At 51.0% G+C, this 17,690-nt stretch carries 15 protein-coding genes; 10 read left to right on the top strand and 5 right to left on the bottom strand.

Annotated features, from left to right (window positions below; translation table 11 throughout):
- Positions 1 to 49 precede the first annotated feature (49 nt).
- Positions 50 to 1,159, top strand: a complete 1,110-nt coding sequence (gene ycbX, locus QUE34_RS05590) for a 6-N-hydroxylaminopurine resistance protein YcbX (RefSeq protein ID WP_032302807.1) — start codon at positions 50 to 52, stop codon at positions 1,157 to 1,159.
- Here the strand turns inward: ycbX and zapC are convergent.
- Both zapC and pyrD read right to left on the bottom strand, forming a co-directional pair.
- Complete coding sequence (gene zapC, locus QUE34_RS05585; RefSeq protein ID WP_286338937.1) at positions 1,156 to 1,698, bottom strand: cell division protein ZapC; 543 nt, start codon at positions 1,696 to 1,698, stop codon at positions 1,156 to 1,158. The two genes, ycbX and zapC, sit on opposite strands and share 4 nt — an antisense overlap.
- A 173-nt stretch (positions 1,699 to 1,871) precedes the next feature.
- Positions 1,872 to 2,882, bottom strand: coding sequence for a quinone-dependent dihydroorotate dehydrogenase (pyrD, locus tag QUE34_RS05580; protein ID WP_032302805.1), 1,011 nt, complete (start codon positions 2,880 to 2,882; stop codon positions 1,872 to 1,874).
- Between the two features lie 236 nt (positions 2,883 to 3,118).
- Between pyrD and ssuE the strand changes: the two genes are divergently transcribed.
- From ssuE to ssuB, 5 genes are read left to right on the top strand one after another with little or no spacing between them, the layout of a single operon-like run.
- A complete protein-coding gene (gene ssuE / locus QUE34_RS05575; RefSeq protein ID WP_032302804.1) occupies positions 3,119 to 3,694 on the top strand; it encodes an NADPH-dependent FMN reductase in 576 nt (191 codons plus the stop codon).
- Complete coding sequence (gene ssuA, locus QUE34_RS05570) at positions 3,687 to 4,646, top strand: aliphatic sulfonate ABC transporter substrate-binding protein SsuA (protein WP_032302803.1); 960 nt, start codon at positions 3,687 to 3,689, stop codon at positions 4,644 to 4,646. Before ssuE ends, ssuA begins: the two co-directional genes overlap by 8 nt.
- Entirely contained in the window at positions 4,643 to 5,788 is a 1,146-nt protein-coding gene (gene ssuD / locus QUE34_RS05565) for an FMNH2-dependent alkanesulfonate monooxygenase (protein WP_032302802.1), read from the top strand. Before ssuA ends, ssuD begins: the two co-directional genes overlap by 4 nt.
- Positions 5,789 to 5,799: 11 nt before the next feature.
- Entirely contained in the window at positions 5,800 to 6,591 is a 792-nt protein-coding gene (ssuC, locus tag QUE34_RS05560) for an aliphatic sulfonate ABC transporter permease SsuC (protein ID WP_032302801.1), read from the top strand.
- Positions 6,588 to 7,355: an aliphatic sulfonates ABC transporter ATP-binding protein gene (gene ssuB / locus QUE34_RS05555; RefSeq protein ID WP_032302800.1), complete on the top strand. Its 768-nt coding sequence runs from the start codon at positions 6,588 to 6,590 to the stop codon at positions 7,353 to 7,355. The genes ssuC and ssuB overlap by 4 nt, the downstream gene beginning before the upstream one ends.
- Positions 7,356 to 7,560: 205 nt before the next feature.
- Here ssuB and pepN read toward each other — a convergent pair whose 3' ends face one another.
- Positions 7,561 to 10,173, bottom strand: a complete 2,613-nt coding sequence (gene pepN, locus QUE34_RS05550; protein ID WP_286338936.1) for an aminopeptidase N — start codon at positions 10,171 to 10,173, stop codon at positions 7,561 to 7,563.
- A gap of 265 nt (positions 10,174 to 10,438) precedes the next feature.
- Between pepN and pncB the strand changes: the two genes are divergently transcribed.
- The 4 genes from pncB to aspC all read left to right on the top strand — a co-directional run bounded on the left by pncB (position 10,439) and on the right by aspC (position 16,275).
- Positions 10,439 to 11,641: a nicotinate phosphoribosyltransferase gene (gene pncB, locus QUE34_RS05545; protein WP_001354882.1), complete on the top strand. Its 1,203-nt coding sequence runs from the start codon at positions 10,439 to 10,441 to the stop codon at positions 11,639 to 11,641.
- 168 nt (positions 11,642 to 11,809) lie between these two features.
- Positions 11,810 to 13,210: an asparagine--tRNA ligase gene (asnS, locus tag QUE34_RS05540; protein ID WP_000117877.1), complete on the top strand. Its 1,401-nt coding sequence runs from the start codon at positions 11,810 to 11,812 to the stop codon at positions 13,208 to 13,210.
- 601 nt (positions 13,211 to 13,811) lie between these two features.
- Positions 13,812 to 14,900 (top strand): porin OmpF, encoded by a 1,089-nt coding sequence (gene ompF / locus QUE34_RS05535; protein ID WP_000977917.1) that lies wholly within the window; start codon positions 13,812 to 13,814, stop codon positions 14,898 to 14,900.
- 184 nt (positions 14,901 to 15,084) lie between these two features.
- Positions 15,085 to 16,275, top strand: coding sequence for an aspartate transaminase (gene aspC / locus QUE34_RS05530; protein WP_000462687.1), 1,191 nt, complete (start codon positions 15,085 to 15,087; stop codon positions 16,273 to 16,275).
- 49 nt (positions 16,276 to 16,324) lie between these two features.
- Here aspC and gloC read toward each other — a convergent pair whose 3' ends face one another.
- Together gloC and mepK are read right to left on the bottom strand one after the other, a co-directional pair.
- Positions 16,325 to 16,972, bottom strand: coding sequence for a hydroxyacylglutathione hydrolase GloC (gloC, locus tag QUE34_RS05525; RefSeq protein ID WP_001109455.1), 648 nt, complete (start codon positions 16,970 to 16,972; stop codon positions 16,325 to 16,327).
- A 26-nt stretch (positions 16,973 to 16,998) separates the two neighbouring features.
- Positions 16,999 to 17,547, bottom strand: a complete 549-nt coding sequence (gene mepK, locus QUE34_RS05520) for a peptidoglycan L,D-endopeptidase MepK (protein ID WP_001295932.1) — start codon at positions 17,545 to 17,547, stop codon at positions 16,999 to 17,001.
- Between the last annotated feature and the right edge of the window lie 143 nt (positions 17,548 to 17,690).

Genomic DNA, 17,690 nt, shown 5'->3' with positions numbered 1-17,690 from the left:
CGCGTCATGTCATAAAGTTGAGGGCTTATTTTCATTTGAGGACCGCACCGTGGCGACATTAACCCGGCTTTTTATTCATCCTGTTAAATCGATGCGCGGCATTGGTCTTACACATGCTCTGGCAGATGTCAGTGGTCTGGCCTTCGATCGCATCTTTATGATCACGGAACCTGACGGTACGTTTATTACCGCTCGCCAGTTTCCCCAGATGGTACGGTTTACTCCTTCACCTGTGCATGATGGCTTGCATCTCACCGCACCAGATGGCAGTAGCGCATATGTTCGTTTTGCTGATTTCGCCACACAAGACGCACCAACCGAAGTTTGGGGCACACATTTTACCGCGCGAATTGCGCCAGACGCGATCAACAAATGGTTAAGTGGATTTTTCTCCCGCGAAGTGCAATTGCGCTGGGTGGGGCCACAAATGACCCGGCGCGTGAAACGCCACAACACTGTACCTCTGTCATTTGCTGATGGCTATCCTTACCTTCTTGCTAACGAAGCCTCGTTACGTGATCTCCAACAACGTTGTCCGGCCAGTGTAAAAATGGAGCAATTCCGCCCCAATCTGGTGGTTTCCGGCGCGTCAGCCTGGGAAGAAGATAGCTGGAAAGTGATTCGTATTGGTGATGTGGTGTTTGATGTGGTTAAGCCTTGCAGCCGCTGTATTTTCACCACCGTCAGTCCGGAAAAAGGACAAAAGCATCCGGCAGGTGAACCATTAAAAACATTGCAATCTTTCCGAACAGCCCAGGATAACGGCGATGTCGATTTTGGTCAGAATTTAATTGCCCGTAATAGTGGCGTGATTCGCGTTGGCGACGAGGTGGAAATTCTTGCAACGGCTCCGGCGAAAGTTTACGGCGCAGCTGCCGTGGACGATACCGTCGACGCCGCGCAGCAACCGGACGCAAATGTAGATATTGACTGGCAAGGGCAGGCATTTCGTGGAAATAACCAACAGGTGCTGCTGGAGCAATTAGAAAATCAGGGAATTCGTATCCCTTATTCTTGCCGCGCGGGCATTTGTGGAAGCTGCCGTGTTCAGCTTTTAGAAGGCGAAGTCACACCCCTCAAAAAATCAGCAATCAGCAATGATGGCACCATTCTTTGCTGTAGTTGTGTGCCGAAGACTGCGCTTAAACTAGCGCGTTAAACTGCCTGTTCGAGGCTGAAACTGTCAACATTAACCTGCGGTTTCAGCCTGTCATTCATGATTTTGATGGCGTCCCCCAACTGCATCGCGCGACCCGCAATAACAACGCAGGGTTGTGCCAGCAGGCACAGTGCGGCATTTTCGCCAGATTCAACGACCAGCAAATTGACCTGCTCGTAAGTGTCGCTCAACCAAACGCAGGCCGCATCGCCCGGCATGGACACCCACATTTCACCATGGGAAACAAAATGCCAGCTTTTCGGCATTTGTGGTTTGAGATAACGAATTGCTACCAGTGCATTGAGCACCAGTTCGGCTTTTTGTTCTTTGGATAAATTAAAATCGCGGCACTTTTCTTCAAACGAGAAATAGAGCGCGGCGTCGTCAACGCAAAAGCCTGCGGGAGAAAAGGCATCTGGAGTCAACATTTTGCGCGCAAAACGTGAGCGAAATAGCATACCATTGGCTAAATCGAGCATCATTCGATCGTGCTCTTCATCGTAATACCAACGCCAGTTATCGTCTGGTTTAATTCGCATTTGCCTCTCCCCTACCCTATAAAACCGCAGCAACACAATCCATTGTCGCTTCGCTTAATAACCTCAACAATAAAAGTACAAAATGTCTAAATAAGCAACAGCGATGAATATAAAACAACCAGGGCTTAAAATAAAGCCCTGATTATCTTATAAAGAGAAATTCAAAGAAATAATTAGATATGGTTAACGATTTCTTTAATCAGCGGCGGTCCTTTAAAAATAAAACCAGAATAAATTTGCACCAGTGAGGCCCCCGCAGCAATCTTTTCACGCGCAGCAATAACCGAGTCAATGCCGCCAACACCGATGATCGGTAAGCGACCGTTTAATTCCTGTGACAAGCGGCGAATAATTTCTGTGCTTTTTAACTGAAGCGGACGACCACTTAAGCCACCGGTTTGATCACAATTTTTCATTCCCTGAACCAGAGAACGATCGAGCGTGGTATTGGTTGCAATAACGCCATCAATATTATGGCGAACTAAACTATCGGCAACCTGGATCAATTCTTTTTCAGAAAGATCCGGCGCGATCTTCACTGCGATCGGCACATATTTATGGTGCATCGCTTGCAAATCATTTTGCTTATTTTTAATCGCGGTTAAGAGATCATCCAGCGCTTCGCCATATTGCAGTGTGCGTAGTCCTGGGGTATTCGGCGATGAAATATTGATGGCGATATATCCCGCATAAGCATAGATTTTTTCCATACAAATCAGATAGTCATCTTTACCCTGCTCCACCGGCGTATCTTTATTTTTGCCGATGTTAATACCCAGGACGCCATCATAATGGGCTTTTTTTACGTTCTCTACGAGGTTATCAACGCCAAGATTATTAAAGCCCATACGGTTGATCAAACCTTCGGCATCTACCAGACGAAAGAGACGCGGCTTGTCATTACCTGGCTGTGGACGTGGCGTGACGGTACCGATCTCGATAGATCCAAACCCCATCGCGCCTAACGCGTCAATGCACTCCCCGTCTTTATCAAGACCGGCTGCCAGACCAAGCGGATTTTTAAACGTCAGGCCCATGCAGTTAACAGGTTTCGCAGGCACTTTCTGCCGCACCAGTGCTTCAAACGGCGTTCCGGTAATGCGGCGTAATTGCTGAAAAGTAAACTCATGAGCGCGCTCTGGATCGAGCTGGAAAAGGGCTTTACGAACGAAGGGGTAGTACATGAACTCTCCTGGATTCCCGGTGTGCAAACCGGGGGCGTATTATGTGCGAGTTCGGACTAAAAGGGAATTGACCTGTGGCAAAAAATAGCAAACGTTTTCTTATTGCGCTTTTTTTATGCTTTTTTTGGCTTTTCTTCCTCAGATAAATCATTTCGACTCGCGGGCCACCTCTGTCAGACTGACCGAATTGTTATCAATGTTAACAAAACAAGAACAATTGGTTATAAGGAGAGAGTATGCGTGTCATCACCCTGGCGGGTAGTCCTCGCTTTCCTTCTCGCTCCAGCTCCTTGCTGGAATATGCGCGGGAAAAACTGAATGGCCTGGATGTAGAGGTTTATCACTGGAATCTGCAAAACTTCGCCCCGGAAGATCTGCTCTATGCCCGTTTCGATAGTCCGGCGCTAAAAACCTTCACCGAACAATTGCAACAGGCCGATGGGTTGATTGTCGCCACGCCAGTGTATAAAGCCGCCTATTCCGGAACGCTGAAAACCCTGCTCGACCTGCTGCCTGAACGCGCTTTGCAAGGCAAAGTGGTGCTGCCGCTGGCAACGGGCGGCACGGTGGCCCATCTGCTGGCAGTCGATTACGCACTTAAACCGGTTTTAAGCGCACTGAAAGCCCAGGAGATCCTGCACGGCGTATTTGCCGATGACTCGCAGGTGATTGATTACCACCACAAACCCCAGTTCACGCCAAATCTGCAAACCCGTCTTGATACCGCGCTAGAAACTTTCTGGCAGGCACTTCACCGCCGTGATGTTCAGGTTCCTGACCTTCTTTCTCTGCGAGGTAATGCCCATGCGTAACATCATTAAACTGGCGCTTGCGGGATTGCTTAGCGTCTCTACACTCGCAGTTGCCGCGGAATCTTCGCCAGAAGCGTTAAGGATTGGCTATCAGAAAAGCAATATCAGTTCGGTACTGGCGAAAAATTACCAAATGCTGGAAAAACGCTATCCGCAAACAAAAATCTCGTGGGTGGAGTTCCCGGCTGGCCCACAGATGCTGGAGGCGTTAAACGTTGGCAGTATCGATCTCGGCAGTACCGGGGATATTCCGCCAATCTTTGCCCAGGCTGCCGGGGCTGATTTGGTATACGTGGGCGTCGAGCCACCGAAGCCCAAAGCCGAAGTGATTCTGGTGGCAGAAAACAGCCCGATCAAAACCGTAGCCGATCTTAAAGGTCACAAAGTTGCCTTTCAGAAAGGTTCCAGTTCGCACAATCTTTTACTGCGAGCCCTTCGCCAGGCCGGGCTTAAATTCACGGATATTCAGCCCACTTACCTGACGCCTGCCGATGCCCGCGCCGCGTTCCAGCAAGGTAACGTTGACGCCTGGGCTATCTGGGATCCCTACTACTCCGCTGCATTATTACAGGGCGGCGTGCGGGTGCTGAAAGATGGCACCGGTCTCAATCAAACAGGATCGTTTTATCTGGCTGCCCGTCCGTATGCAGAAAAAAACGGCGCTTTTATTCAGGGCGTGCTGGCAACCTTTAGTGAGGCCGATGCGTTAACCCGCAGTCAGCGTAAGCAAAGCATCGCTTTACTGGCAAAAACAATGGGTTTACCGGCACCGGTGATTGCCTCTTACTTAGATCATCGCCCTCCTACCACCATCAAACCAGTTAACGCCGACGTTGCCGCCTTACAGCAGCAAACGGCAGATCTGTTTTATGAAAACCGTCTGGTACCGAAAAAAGTCGATATCCGCCAGCGCATCTGGCAGCCCACTCAACTGGAAGGAAAACAATTATGAGTCTGAATATGTTCTGGTTTTTACCGACCCACGGTGACGGACATTACCTGGGAACGGAAGAAGGTTCACGCCTGGTTGATCATGATTATCTGCAACAAATTGCGCAAGCGGCGGATCGTCTGGGCTATACCGGTGTGCTAATTCCAACGGGGCGCTCCTGCGAAGATGCGTGGCTGGTGGCAGCGTCAATGATCCCGGTGACGCAGCGGCTGAAGTTTCTTGTCGCCCTGCGCCCCAGTGTGACATCGCCTACCGTTGCCGCCCGCCAGGCCGCCACGCTTGACCGTCTCTCTAACGGACGCGCGTTGTTTAACCTGGTCACAGGCAGCGATCCACAAGAGCTGGCAGGCGACGGCGTGTTCCTTGATCATAGCGAGCGTTACGAAGCCTCGGCAGAATTTACCCAGGTCTGGCGGCGGTTGTTGCTTGGCGAGACAGTGGATTTCAACGGCAAACATATTCATGTGCGCGGAGCCAAACTGCTCTTCCCGCCGATTCAACAGCCCTATCCTCCGCTTTACTTTGGCGGCTCGTCAGACGTCGCCCAGGAGCTGGCGGCAGAACAAGTTGATCTCTACCTCACCTGGGGCGAACCGCCGGAACTGGTTAAAGAGAAAATCGAACACGTGCGGGCGAAAGCTGCCGCGCATGGACGCAAAATTCGTTTCGGTATTCGTCTGCATGTGATTGTTCGTGAAACCAACGACGAAGCGTGGCAGGCCGCCGAGCGGTTAATCTCGCATCTTGATGATGAGACCATCGCCAAAGCACAAGCCGCGTTTGCCCGCACCGATTCCGTGGGGCAGCAGCGAATGGCGGCGCTACATAACGGCAAGCGCGACAATCTGGAGATCAGCCCCAATTTATGGGCGGGCGTTGGCTTAGTGCGCGGCGGTGCCGGGACGGCGTTGGTGGGCGATGGTCCGACGGTCGCCGCGCGAATCAACGAATACGCTGCGCTTGGCATCGACAGCTTTGTGCTTTCTGGTTATCCGCATCTGGAAGAAGCGTATCGGGTCGGCGAGTTGTTGTTCCCACATCTGGATATTGCCATTCCGGAAATTCCCCAGCCACAACCGCTGAATCCGCAAGGCGAAGCGGTGGCGAATGATTTTATCCCCCGTAAAGTCGCGCAAAGCTAAGGAACAAAATGATGGCAACGCCAGTGAAAAAGTGGTTATTGCGCGTTGCCCCCTGGTTTTTACCGGTGGGCATCGTGGCGGTGTGGCAACTGGCCTCCTCGGTTGGCTGGTTGTCGACGCGTATTTTGCCCTCACCGGAAGGGGTGGTGACGGCGTTCTGGTCGCTCTCAGCCAGCGGCGAATTGTGGCAACATCTGGCGATCAGCTCCTGGCGGGCGCTGATTGGTTTTTCAGTTGGCGGATCGCTGGGCTTGATTCTGGGACTGATTAGCGGGCTGTCGCGCTGGGGAGAACGGCTGCTGGATACCTCAATTCAAATGTTGCGCAACGTGCCGCATCTGGCGCTGATCCCACTGGTGATTTTGTGGTTTGGCATTGATGAATCCGCGAAAATCTTTCTGGTGGCGCTCGGCACACTATTCCCCATTTATATCAACACCTGGCACGGCATCCGTAATATCGATCGCGGTCTGGTGGAGATGGCGCGTAGCTATGGATTATCCGGCATTCCGCTGTTTATCCATGTGATCCTGCCTGGTGCCCTGCCCTCAATTATGGTCGGCGTACGTTTTGCGTTGGGCCTGATGTGGCTGACGCTGATTGTTGCCGAAACTATTTCTGCCAATTCCGGCATTGGTTATCTGGCGATGAATGCACGGGAGTTTTTGCAAACGGATGTGGTGGTAGTCGCCATTATTCTCTACGCCCTGCTCGGCAAACTTGCTGACGTCAGCGCGCAGCTGTTAGAGCGCCTCTGGCTGCGCTGGAATCCGGCTTATCATTTGAAGGAGGCCACGGTATGAATACTGCTCGTCTGAACCAGGGCACACCCTTGTTACTCAATGCAGTAAGCAAACATTACGCGGAAAATATCGTCCTGAACCAACTGGATTTACATATTCCCGCAGGTCAGTTTGTGGCGGTGGTGGGCCGCAGCGGTGGTGGCAAAAGTACCCTGCTGCGCCTGCTGGCAGGTCTGGAAACGCCAACCGCAGGCGATGTGTTAGCGGGGACCACACCGCTAGCTGAGATTCAGGAAGACACGCGAATGATGTTTCAGGATGCGCGTCTGCTACCGTGGAAATCGGTGATTGATAACGTTGGGCTGGGCCTTAAAGGCCAGTGGCGCGATGCCGCGCGTCGGGCGCTGGCTGCGGTAGGGCTGGAGAATCGCGCGCGGGAATGGCCTGCTGCACTTTCTGGCGGGCAGAAACAGCGTGTGGCGCTGGCAAGAGCGTTGATTCATCGACCGGGTTTATTATTGCTTGATGAACCGCTCGGGGCGCTGGACGCCCTGACTCGGCTCGAGATGCAGGATTTGATTGTGTCACTTTGGCAGGAGCACGGCTTTACCGTACTGTTGGTGACGCATGATGTGAGCGAAGCGGTAGCAATGGCGGACCGGGTGTTGTTAATTGAAGAGGGAAAAATTGGTCTGGATTTGACGGTGGATATCCCCCGTCCGCGCCGGTTAGGGTCGGTGAGATTAGCGGAGCTGGAAGCGGAAGTGTTGCAACGGGTGATGCAGCGTGGGCACTCTGAACAACCGATTCGGCGTCATGGTTAATATGCCGGATGTGGCGCACAAAACCAGCGGTTTCAACGGATTGTAGGCCTGATAAGACGCGTCAAGCGTCGCATCAGGCATTTGGGCACGGCTGCCGGATGCGGCGTGAACGCCTTATCCAGCCTACAAAACCAGCATTTTCAACGGACTTGTAGGCCTGATAAGACGCGTCAAGCGTCGCATCCGGCATTTGGGCTCAAAAGTATCAAGCCAGTGCTTTAGTTATCTTCTCGTACAGATCGCCAGAGAGATTTTCCAGCCCTTTCAACTGCTCCAGCGCCGCGCGCATTTTCTCCTGACGTTTGGCATCGTAACGCTTCAGGCGAATCAGCGGTTCAATCAGACGTGAAGCCACCTGCGGGTTACGGCTGTTGAGGTCGGTAAGCATTTCCACCAGGAACTGGTAACCGCTACCATCTTCGGCATGGAACGCTGCCGGGTTGCTGCCCGCAAACGCGCCAATCAACGAACGAATGCGGTTCGGGTTGCTCATGGTAAATGAGCGATGCTGCAACAGACCACGCACCGTCTCCAGCACATTCGCCGCCGGGCTGGTGGCTTGCAGGATAAACCATTTATCCATCACCAGACCATCCTGATGCCACTTGTCGTCGTACTCCTGCATCAGCGCGTCACGGCATGGCAGCTGTGCAGCAACCGCCGCAGAAAGCGCGGCCAGCGCATCGGTCATATTGTTTGCTGCATGGTACTGCTTGCTCACCAGCACGTCAGCCAGATGCGTTTCACCAAAAGCGAGGAAGCGCAGGCAGGCATTACGCAGAGTGCGTTTTGCAATATCTTCATGCTCAACGCGGTACTCGCTCTGATAATTTGCGTTATAAATAGCCAGCAGCTCATCCGCCAGTTCAGTCGCCAGAGTACGGGTAAGTGCTTCGCGTACTTCGGCAATAGCAATCGGATCGATGATATCGAACAGCTCCGCCATTTCATTGACGGATGGCAGCGTCAGAATTTCTGCCGCCAGTGCCGGGTCAATCTTCTCATCCAGCAGCACCGCGCGGAAAGCATCGGCAACGTGTGCGGGTAAAGACAATGGTTGACCTTGCTGATGACGGGCGACGTTCAGTTTGATGTAGGTTGCCAGCAAACTTTGTGCCGCATCCCAGCGGGAGAAATCATTACGCGCATGGCGCATCAGGAAGGTCAGTTGCTGATCGCTCCACTTATATTCCAGTTTCACTGGCGCAGAGAATTCGCACAGCAGTGCGGGCACCGGCTGGAAGTAGACATTATCAAAGACAAAGGTCTGTTCCGCCTGGGTGACGTTCAGCACCGAATTGACCGGATGACCGCCTTTCTGCAACGGGATCACTTTGCCTTCGTTATCATACAGTTCGATGGCAAACGGAATATGCAGCGGCTGTTTTTCTGCCTGATCCGGCGTAGCTGGCGTGCGCTGGCTGATGGTCAGGGTGTACTGCTCAGTTTCTGGATTGTAGTCGTCTTTGACGGTCACAATCGGCGTACCGGACTGGCTGTACCAACGGCGGAAATGGGAGAGATCGACATTTGACGCATCTTCCATCGCCTGAACAAAGTCGTCGCAGGTTGCCGCACTGCCATCATGGCGCTCGAAATAGAGCTGCATCCCTTTCTGGAAGTTTTCTTCGCCCAGCAGAGTGTGGATCATGCGAATCACTTCCGCGCCCTTCTCATAAACGGTCAGGGTGTAGAAGTTGTTCATTTCAATAACCATATCCGGGCGGATCGGGTGCGCCATCGGGCTGGCGTCTTCCGCAAACTGCAATCCGCGCATGGTGCGCACGTTGTTGATACGGTTTACCGCGCGGGAACCAAGGTCAGAGCTGAATTCCTGATCGCGGAAGACGGTTAAACCTTCTTTCAGGCTGAGCTGGAACCAGCCGCGACAGGTCACACGGTTACCGGTCCAGTTGTGGAAATATTCGTGACCAATAACGCGCTCAATATCGAGATAATCTTTATCGGTCGCGGTATCGGTGCGCGCCAGTACATACTTAGAGTTAAAGATGTTAAGACCTTTATTCTCCATTGCGCCCATATTGAAGAAATCCACCGCGACTATCATATAGATGTCGAGGTCATACTCCAGACCGAAGCGTTCTTCATCCCACTTCATGGAATTTTTCAGCGAGGTCATCGCCCACGGTGCACGGTCGAGATTACCACGATCAACATACAGCTCCAGCGCCACTTCGCGACCAGAACGCGTGGTGAAGGTGTCGCGCAGTACATCAAAGTCACCTGCCACCAGCGCAAACAGGTAGCACGGTTTCGGGAACGGGTCCTGCCATTGTACCCAGTGGCGTCCATTTTCCAGTTCGCCTTGCGCAACGCGGTTACCGTTGGAAAGCAGGAACGGGTATTTGGTTTTATCGGCAATAATTTTGGTGGTAAAACGCGCCAGCACGTCCGGGCGGTCGAGATAATACGTAATATGGCGGAAACCTTCGGCTTCACACTGGGTGCAAAGCGCATCGCCTGACTGATAAAGCCCTTCCAGCGCAGTATTCGCCGCTGGGCTAATTTCATTAACGATCTTGAGCGTAAAACGCTCCGGCAAATTACTGATGACCAGTGCGCCCTCTTCTTCTTTCCAGGCGGTCCACGGCTCATCATTAATATGAACAGAAACCAGTTTAAGATCTTCGCCATCAAGACGAAGCGGAGCATCTGATGCACCATGACGGACAGCCTGGCTGACCGCGGTAACGACCGTCTTTTGCGCGTCCAGGTCAAAGGTCAAGTCAATATCAGTAATCTGGTAATCCGGCGCACGATAATCGTGACGGTATTTGGCTTGTGGCTGTTGAGTCATAAATAACCTTTAGCATCTTTTATAGAGTCTGGTGTTCAGTCTATTCCTGTTGCGTAAATCGCGCTATGCAGAATCTTCATCTTTTCAGGTACAAACGCCTTTATTGCTACATTTTTATAACATACGCAGCGCAATACCATCGACCAGAAAGGTGACATATGGTGTGATCGGGGTTCAATAAATTACGAAACAAGGTATACTCCAGCAGTTCCTGAAGATGTTTATTGTACTAAACGCTCCTGTACGAGGACGCTACTGCGCACCTATGACACAATTCGCTTCTCCTGTTCTGCACTCGTTGCTGGATACAGATGCTTATAAGTTGCATATGCAGCAAGCCGTGTTTCATCACTATTACGATGTGCATGTCGCGGCGGAGTTTCGTTGCCGAGGTGACGATCTGCTGGGTATTTATGCCGATGCTATTCGTGAACAGGTTCAGGCGATGCAGCACCTGCGCCTGCAGGATGATGAATATCAGTGGCTCTCTGCCCTGCCTTTCTTTAAGGCCGACTATCTTAACTGGCTACGCGAATTCCGCTTTAACCCGGAACAAGTCACCGTGTCCAATGATAATGGCAAGCTGGATATTCGTTTAAGCGGCCCGTGGCGCGAAGTTATCCTCTGGGAAGTTCCTTTGCTGGCGGTTATCAGTGAAATGGTGCATCGCTATCGCTCACCGCAGGCTGACGTCGCGCAAGCCCTCGACACGCTGGAAAGCAAATTAGTCGACTTCTCGGCATTAACCGCCGATCTTGATATGTCGCGCTTCCATCTGATGGATTTTGGCACCCGCCGACGTTTTTCTCGCGAAGTACAAGAAACCATCGTGAAACGTCTGCAACAGGAATCCTGGTTCGTAGGCACCAGCAACTACGATCTGGCGCGTCGGCTTTCCCTCACGCCAATGGGAACACAAGCACACGAATGGTTCCAGGCGCATCAGCAAATCAGTCCGGATCTTGCCAACAGCCAGCGAGCTGCACTTGCTGCCTGGCTGGAAGAGTATCCTGACCAACTTGGCATTGCGTTAACCGACTGTATTACCATGGATGCTTTCCTGCGAGATTTCGGCGTAGAATTTGCCAGCCGCTATCAGGGCTTGCGTCATGACTCCGGCGACCCGGTTGAATGGGGTGAAAAAGCCATTGCACATTATGAGAAGCTGGGAATTGATCCACAGAGTAAAACGCTGGTTTTCTCTGACAATCTGGATTTACGCAAAGCGGTTGAGCTATACCGCCATTTCTCTTCCCGCGTGCAATTAAGTTTTGGTATTGGGACTCGCCTGACCTGCGATATCCCCCAGGTAAAACCCCTGAATATTGTCATTAAGTTGGTTGAGTGTAACGGTAAACCGGTGGCGAAACTTTCTGACAGCCCTGGCAAAACTATCTGCCACGATAAAGCGTTTGTTCGGGCGCTGCGCAAAGCGTTCGACCTTCCGCATATTAAAAAAGCCAGTTAATATCATCAGGGAGCTAATCGGCTCCCTTTTTTTACCTTTAATTCCGAAATCTTTCGCTGCATTTGCGAATTCTGCTTGTCTGATTGCAGATGCCAGGTAACATAGGTATCCCCCCATTTACGGGTGGACAAGTGTTTATTTTTTCCGACTATTAACAGAGAGAATATTATGAGCGTTGTGCCTGTAGCCGACGTACTCCAGGGCCGCGTAGCCGTTGACAGCGAAGTCACCGTGCGCGGATGGGTACGTACCCGCCGAGATTCAAAAGCTGGCATCTCCTTCCTCGCCGTTTATGACGGTTCCTGCTTTGATCCTGTACAGGCTGTCATCAATAATTCTCTGCCCAATTACAATGAAGACGTCTTGCGTCTGACCACCGGCTGCTCGGTCATTGTGACGGGTAAAGTCGTGGCGTCGCCGGGCCAGGGGCAACAATTTGAAATTCAGGCCAGCAAGGTTGAAGTTGCTGGTTGGGTTGAAGATCCAGACACTTACCCGATGGCGGCAAAACGCCACAGCATTGAGTATCTGCGTGAAGTCGCTCACCTGCGTCCGCGCACAAACCTGATTGGTGCCGTCGCGCGCGTTCGCCATACGCTGGCGCAGGCGCTGCATCGCTTCTTTAACGAGCAGGGATTCTTCTGGGTTTCAACGCCACTGATTACTGCGTCTGATACCGAAGGGGCTGGCGAAATGTTCCGCGTTTCTACGCTGGATCTGGAAAACCTGCCGCGTAACGATCAGGGCAAAGTGGATTTCGACAAAGACTTCTTTGGTAAAGAGTCTTTCCTGACCGTATCTGGCCAGTTGAACGGCGAAACCTACGCTTGCGCATTGTCCAAAATTTATACCTTCGGCCCGACTTTCCGTGCTGAAAACTCCAACACCAGCCGTCACCTGGCGGAATTCTGGATGCTGGAGCCGGAAGTGGCGTTTGCTAACCTGAACGATATCGCGGGTCTGGCTGAAGCCATGCTGAAATATGTCTTCAAAGCGGTTCTCGAAGAACGCGCTGACGACATGAAATTCTTCGCTGAACGCGTAGATAAAGATGCCGTTTCACGTCTGGAACGTTTTATTGAGGCCGACTTCGCTCAGGTGGATTACACCGACGCAGTGACCATTCTCGAAAACTGCGGCAAGAAGTTTGAAAACCCGGTTTACTGGGGCGTTGATCTCTCTTCTGAGCATGAACGTTATCTGGCGGAAGAACACTTTAAAGCACCGGTGGTGGTTAAAAACTATCCGAAAGACATTAAAGCGTTCTATATGCGCCTTAACGAAGACGGTAAAACTGTTGCGGCTATGGATGTTCTGGCTCCGGGCATCGGTGAAATCATTGGTGGTTCTCAGCGTGAAGAGCGTCTGGACGTGCTGGACGAGCGTATGTTGGAAATGGGCCTGAATAAAGAAGATTACTGGTGGTATCGCGATCTGCGTCGCTACGGTACTGTTCCGCATTCCGGTTTCGGTCTTGGTTTTGAACGCCTGATTGCTTACGTAACTGGCGTGCAAAACGTGCGTGATGTGATTCCGTTCCCACGTACTCCGCGTAACGCCAGCTTCTAATTTAGCGTCTTCAAGAGCCAGCGCCCGCTGGCTCTTTTTTTATCCTTTCTGTCAAGTTATCTGTTTGTTAAGTCAAGCAATCTATTTGCAACCCCGCCATAACGATCATCCTGTTACGGAATATTACACTGCAACATTTGCGCACAAAAAATAATCCGCATTCTTATTGCGGATTAGTTTTTTCTTAGCTGATAGCACAATTTTCATACTATTTTTTGGCGTTCTGGATGTCTGAACGAGGATTTATTGCCAGGTCGATAAAGTTTCCATCAGAAACAAAATTTCCTTTTAGTTAATTTAAATATAAGGAAATCATATAAATAGATAAAAATTGCTGTAAATATCATCATGATTCAATGGAAATATGACGGCGTTCACAAAGTTCCTTAAATTTTACTTTTAGTTACATATTTTTTCTTTTTGAAACCAAATCTTTATCTTTGTAGCACTTTCACGGTAGCGAAACGTTAGTTTGAATGGAAAGATGCCTGCAGACACATAAAGACACCAAACTCTCATCAATAGTTCCGTAAATTTTTATTGACAGAACTTATTGACGGCAGTGGCAGGTGTCATAAAAAAACCATGAGGGTAATAAATAATGATGAAGCGCAATATTCTGGCAGTGATCGTCCCTGCTCTGTTAGTAGCAGGTACTGCAAACGCTGCAGAAATTTATAACAAAGATGGCAACAAAGTAGATCTGTACGGTAAAGCTGTCGGTCTGCATTATTTCTCCAAGGGTAACGGTGAAAACAGTTACGGTGGCAATGGCGACATGACCTATGCCCGTCTTGGTTTTAAAGGGGAAACTCAAATCAATTCCGATCTGACCGGTTATGGTCAGTGGGAATATAACTTCCAGGGTAACAACTCTGAAGGCGCTGACGCTCAAACTGGTAACAAAACCCGTCTGGCATTCGCGGGTCTTAAATACGCTGACGTTGGTTCTTTCGATTACGGCCGTAACTACGGTGTGGTTTATGATGCACTGGGTTACACCGATATGCTGCCAGAATTTGGTGGTGACACGGCATACAGCGATGACTTCTTCGTTGGTCGTGTTGGCGGCGTTGCTACCTATCGTAACTCCAACTTCTTTGGTCTGGTTGATGGCCTGAACTTCGCTGTTCAGTACCTGGGTAAAAACGAGCGTGACACTGCACGCCGCTCTAACGGCGACGGTGTTGGCGGTTCTATCAGCTACGAATACGAAGGCTTTGGTATCGTTGGTGCTTATGGCGCCGCTGACCGTACCAACCTGCAAGAAGCTCAACCTCTTGGCAACGGTAAAAAAGCTGAACAGTGGGCTACTGGTCTGAAGTATGACGCGAACAACATCTACCTGGCAGCGAACTACGGTGAAACCCGTAACGCTACGCCGATCACTAATAAATTTACAAACATCAGCGGCTTCGCCAACAAAACGCAAGATGTTCTGTTAGTTGCGCAATACCAGTTCGATTTCGGTCTGCGTCCGTCCATCGCTTACACCAAATCTAAAGCGAAAGACGTAGAAGGTATCGGTGATGTTGATCTGGTGAACTACTTTGAAGTGGGCGCAACCTACTACTTCAACAAAAACATGTCCACCTATGTTGACTACATCATCAACCAGATCGATTCTGACAACAAACTGGGCGTAGGTTCAGACGACACCGTTGCTGTGGGTATCGTTTACCAGTTCTAATAGCACACCTCTTTGTTAAATGCCGAAAAAACAGGACTTTGGTCCTGTTTTTTTTATGCCTTCCAGAGCAATCTCACGTCTTGCAAAAACAGCCTGCGTTTTCATCAGTAATAGTTGGAATTTTGTAAATCTCCCGTTACCCTGATAGCGGACTTCCCTTCTGTAACCATAATGGAACCTCGTCATGTTTGAGAACATTACCGCCGCTCCTGCCGACCCGATTCTGGGCCTGGCCGATCTGTTTCGTGCCGATGAACGTCCCGGCAAAATTAACCTCGGGATTGGTGTCTATAAAGATGAGACGGGCAAAACCCCGGTACTGACCAGCGTGAAAAAGGCTGAACAGTATCTGCTCGAAAATGAAACCACCAAAAATTACCTCGGCATTGACGGCATCCCTGAATTTGGTCGCTGCACTCAGGAACTGCTGTTTGGTAAAGGTAGCGCCCTGATCAATGACAAACGTGCTCGCACGGCACAGACTCCGGGTGGCACTGGCGCACTACGCGTGGCTGCCGATTTCCTGGCAAAAAATACCAGCGTTAAGCGTGTGTGGGTGAGCAACCCAAGCTGGCCGAACCATAAGAGCGTCTTTAACTCTGCAGGTCTGGAAGTTCGTGAATACGCTTATTATGATGCGGAAAATCACACCCTTGACTTCGATGCACTGATTAACAGCCTGAACGAAGCTCAGGCTGGCGACGTAGTGCTGTTCCATGGCTGCTGCCATAACCCAACCGGTATCGACCCTACGCTGGAACAATGGCAGACACTGGCACAACTTTCCGTTGAGAAAGGCTGGTTACCGCTGTTTGACTTCGCGTACCAGGGGTTTGCCCGTGGTCTGGAAGAAGATGCTGAAGGACTGCGCGCTTTCGCGGCTATGCATAAAGAGCTGATTGTTGCCAGTTCCTACTCTAAAAACTTTGGCCTGTACAACGAGCGTGTTGGCGCTTGTACTCTGGTTGCTGCTGACAGTGAGACCGTTGATCGCGCATTCAGCCAAATGAAAGCGGCGATTCGCGCTAACTACTCTAACCCACCAGCACACGGCGCTTCTGTTGTTGCCACCATCCTGAGCAACGATGCGTTACGTGCGATTTGGGAACAAGAGCTGACTGATATGCGCCAGCGTATTCAGCGTATGCGTCAGTTGTTCGTCAATACGCTGCAGGAAAAAGGCGCAAACCGCGACTTCAGCTTTATCATCAAACAGAACGGCATGTTCTCCTTCAGTGGCCTGACAAAAGAACAAGTGCTGCGTCTGCGCGAAGAGTTTGGCGTGTATGCTGTTGCTTCTGGTCGCGTAAACGTGGCCGGGATGACACCAGATAATATGGCTCCGCTGTGCGAAGCGATTGTGGCAGTGCTGTAAGCGTTAAAAACAATGAAGCCCGCTGAAAAGCGGGCTTTTTTATGCGCCTTTACCAGACGGGCATTTCGTCTTGCAGGAAGGGATTATGCAGGCGCTCATAACCAAGTGTGGATAATGGTCCGTGACCCGGAATAAATGTCACATCATCCCCCAGTGGCAGCAATTTATCTTTGATTGAAGAAATCAGTTGATTATGATCGCCACGCGGGAAGTCACTGCGCCCTACTCCACCTTTGAAAATAACGTCGCCAGAAATCAGCAGCCTTGCCCGCTCATCAAAAAACACGACATGACCCGGCGTATGCCCAGGGCAATGTAACACCTGTAAAGTCACATTCCCTATGCTGATGGTATCGCCTTCGTTCAGCCAACGATCTGGCGTCAGCGGCTGACACTCTTCCAGACCAAACATACGACTTTGCGCAGGCAAGCCTTGCAGCCAGAACTCATCTTCTTTTTCCGGGCCAAAAACCGGCACGCCGTAATGTTGCGCCAGTTCCGCCGCTGCGCCAACGTGGTCCAGATGACCATGAGTCAGCAGGATCTGCATCAGTGTCAGGCCGCTGGCATCAACTTCCTGTTTGATTTTTTCCGCATCGCCGCCAGGATCGACCAGTGCGGCCAGACGGGTTTGTTCACACCAGATCAATGAACAGTTCTGGGAGAATGCGGTGACCGGAATAATACGATAGTTCATACTGCCCCTGTTTCGTTAAGCGATTACTACCAGTGCCGTGCTGGCCCGGTATCAATATGCACAAAGTTACTACGTGGGTAATATCCTACACCACCTGCGCGCATAGATAACGCGGCTTTGCGAATATTGCTTAACGCGATACCTTCAATGTGGAAATCCATCGCCTGGCCTTTAGTGTGATAGCTTTTCTTCGCTACTCCACGGCTGCGGGCGCGTAGTTCATTGTTGGTATCAATGGAACGATAACCGGAAATGAGTTGCACCGGTTTGCGGGTGCCTAACAACCCTTGCAGGCGATACAACTGGTCGAATAATCCTGGGTCGATGGACTTTATTTTGTTCGCGCGGTAATCGCGGAAAAAATGGTTAAGTTTTGCCAATTCTTCCTGAATATAGCCTCTGCCATCGAAAAACTCCGCTTTGATTGACTCTCCGGTATGAAGATTATTGAGTGTCAAAATGCGCGGGCGTGGGGTAGAGAGTGTTGCAAATGCCGGGGTCGGCAGGATGGCGGCACCGAGTGCAACGCCACCAAGCGCCAGCAGTTTGCGGCGATTAGCGTCGAATTTGTCCATGATAATCAAGTCTACAGGTCAATGTTATCGTTTATATGCACTTCTGGCGCACAAGAGGCACCTTAACCGCCCGTAAAGCAGACGTCAAGATGACTCAACCCCAGCAGTGACGGGGGCTGCAGAGAAGCGCCCCCGATCATGCT

The sequence above is a fragment of the Escherichia sp. KS167_9B genome (assembly GCF_030295215.1).
In the GTDB taxonomy this organism is placed as follows: domain Bacteria; phylum Pseudomonadota; class Gammaproteobacteria; order Enterobacterales; family Enterobacteriaceae; genus Escherichia; species Escherichia coli_F.
This window is presented reverse-complemented; position numbering and strand designations above follow the sequence as displayed.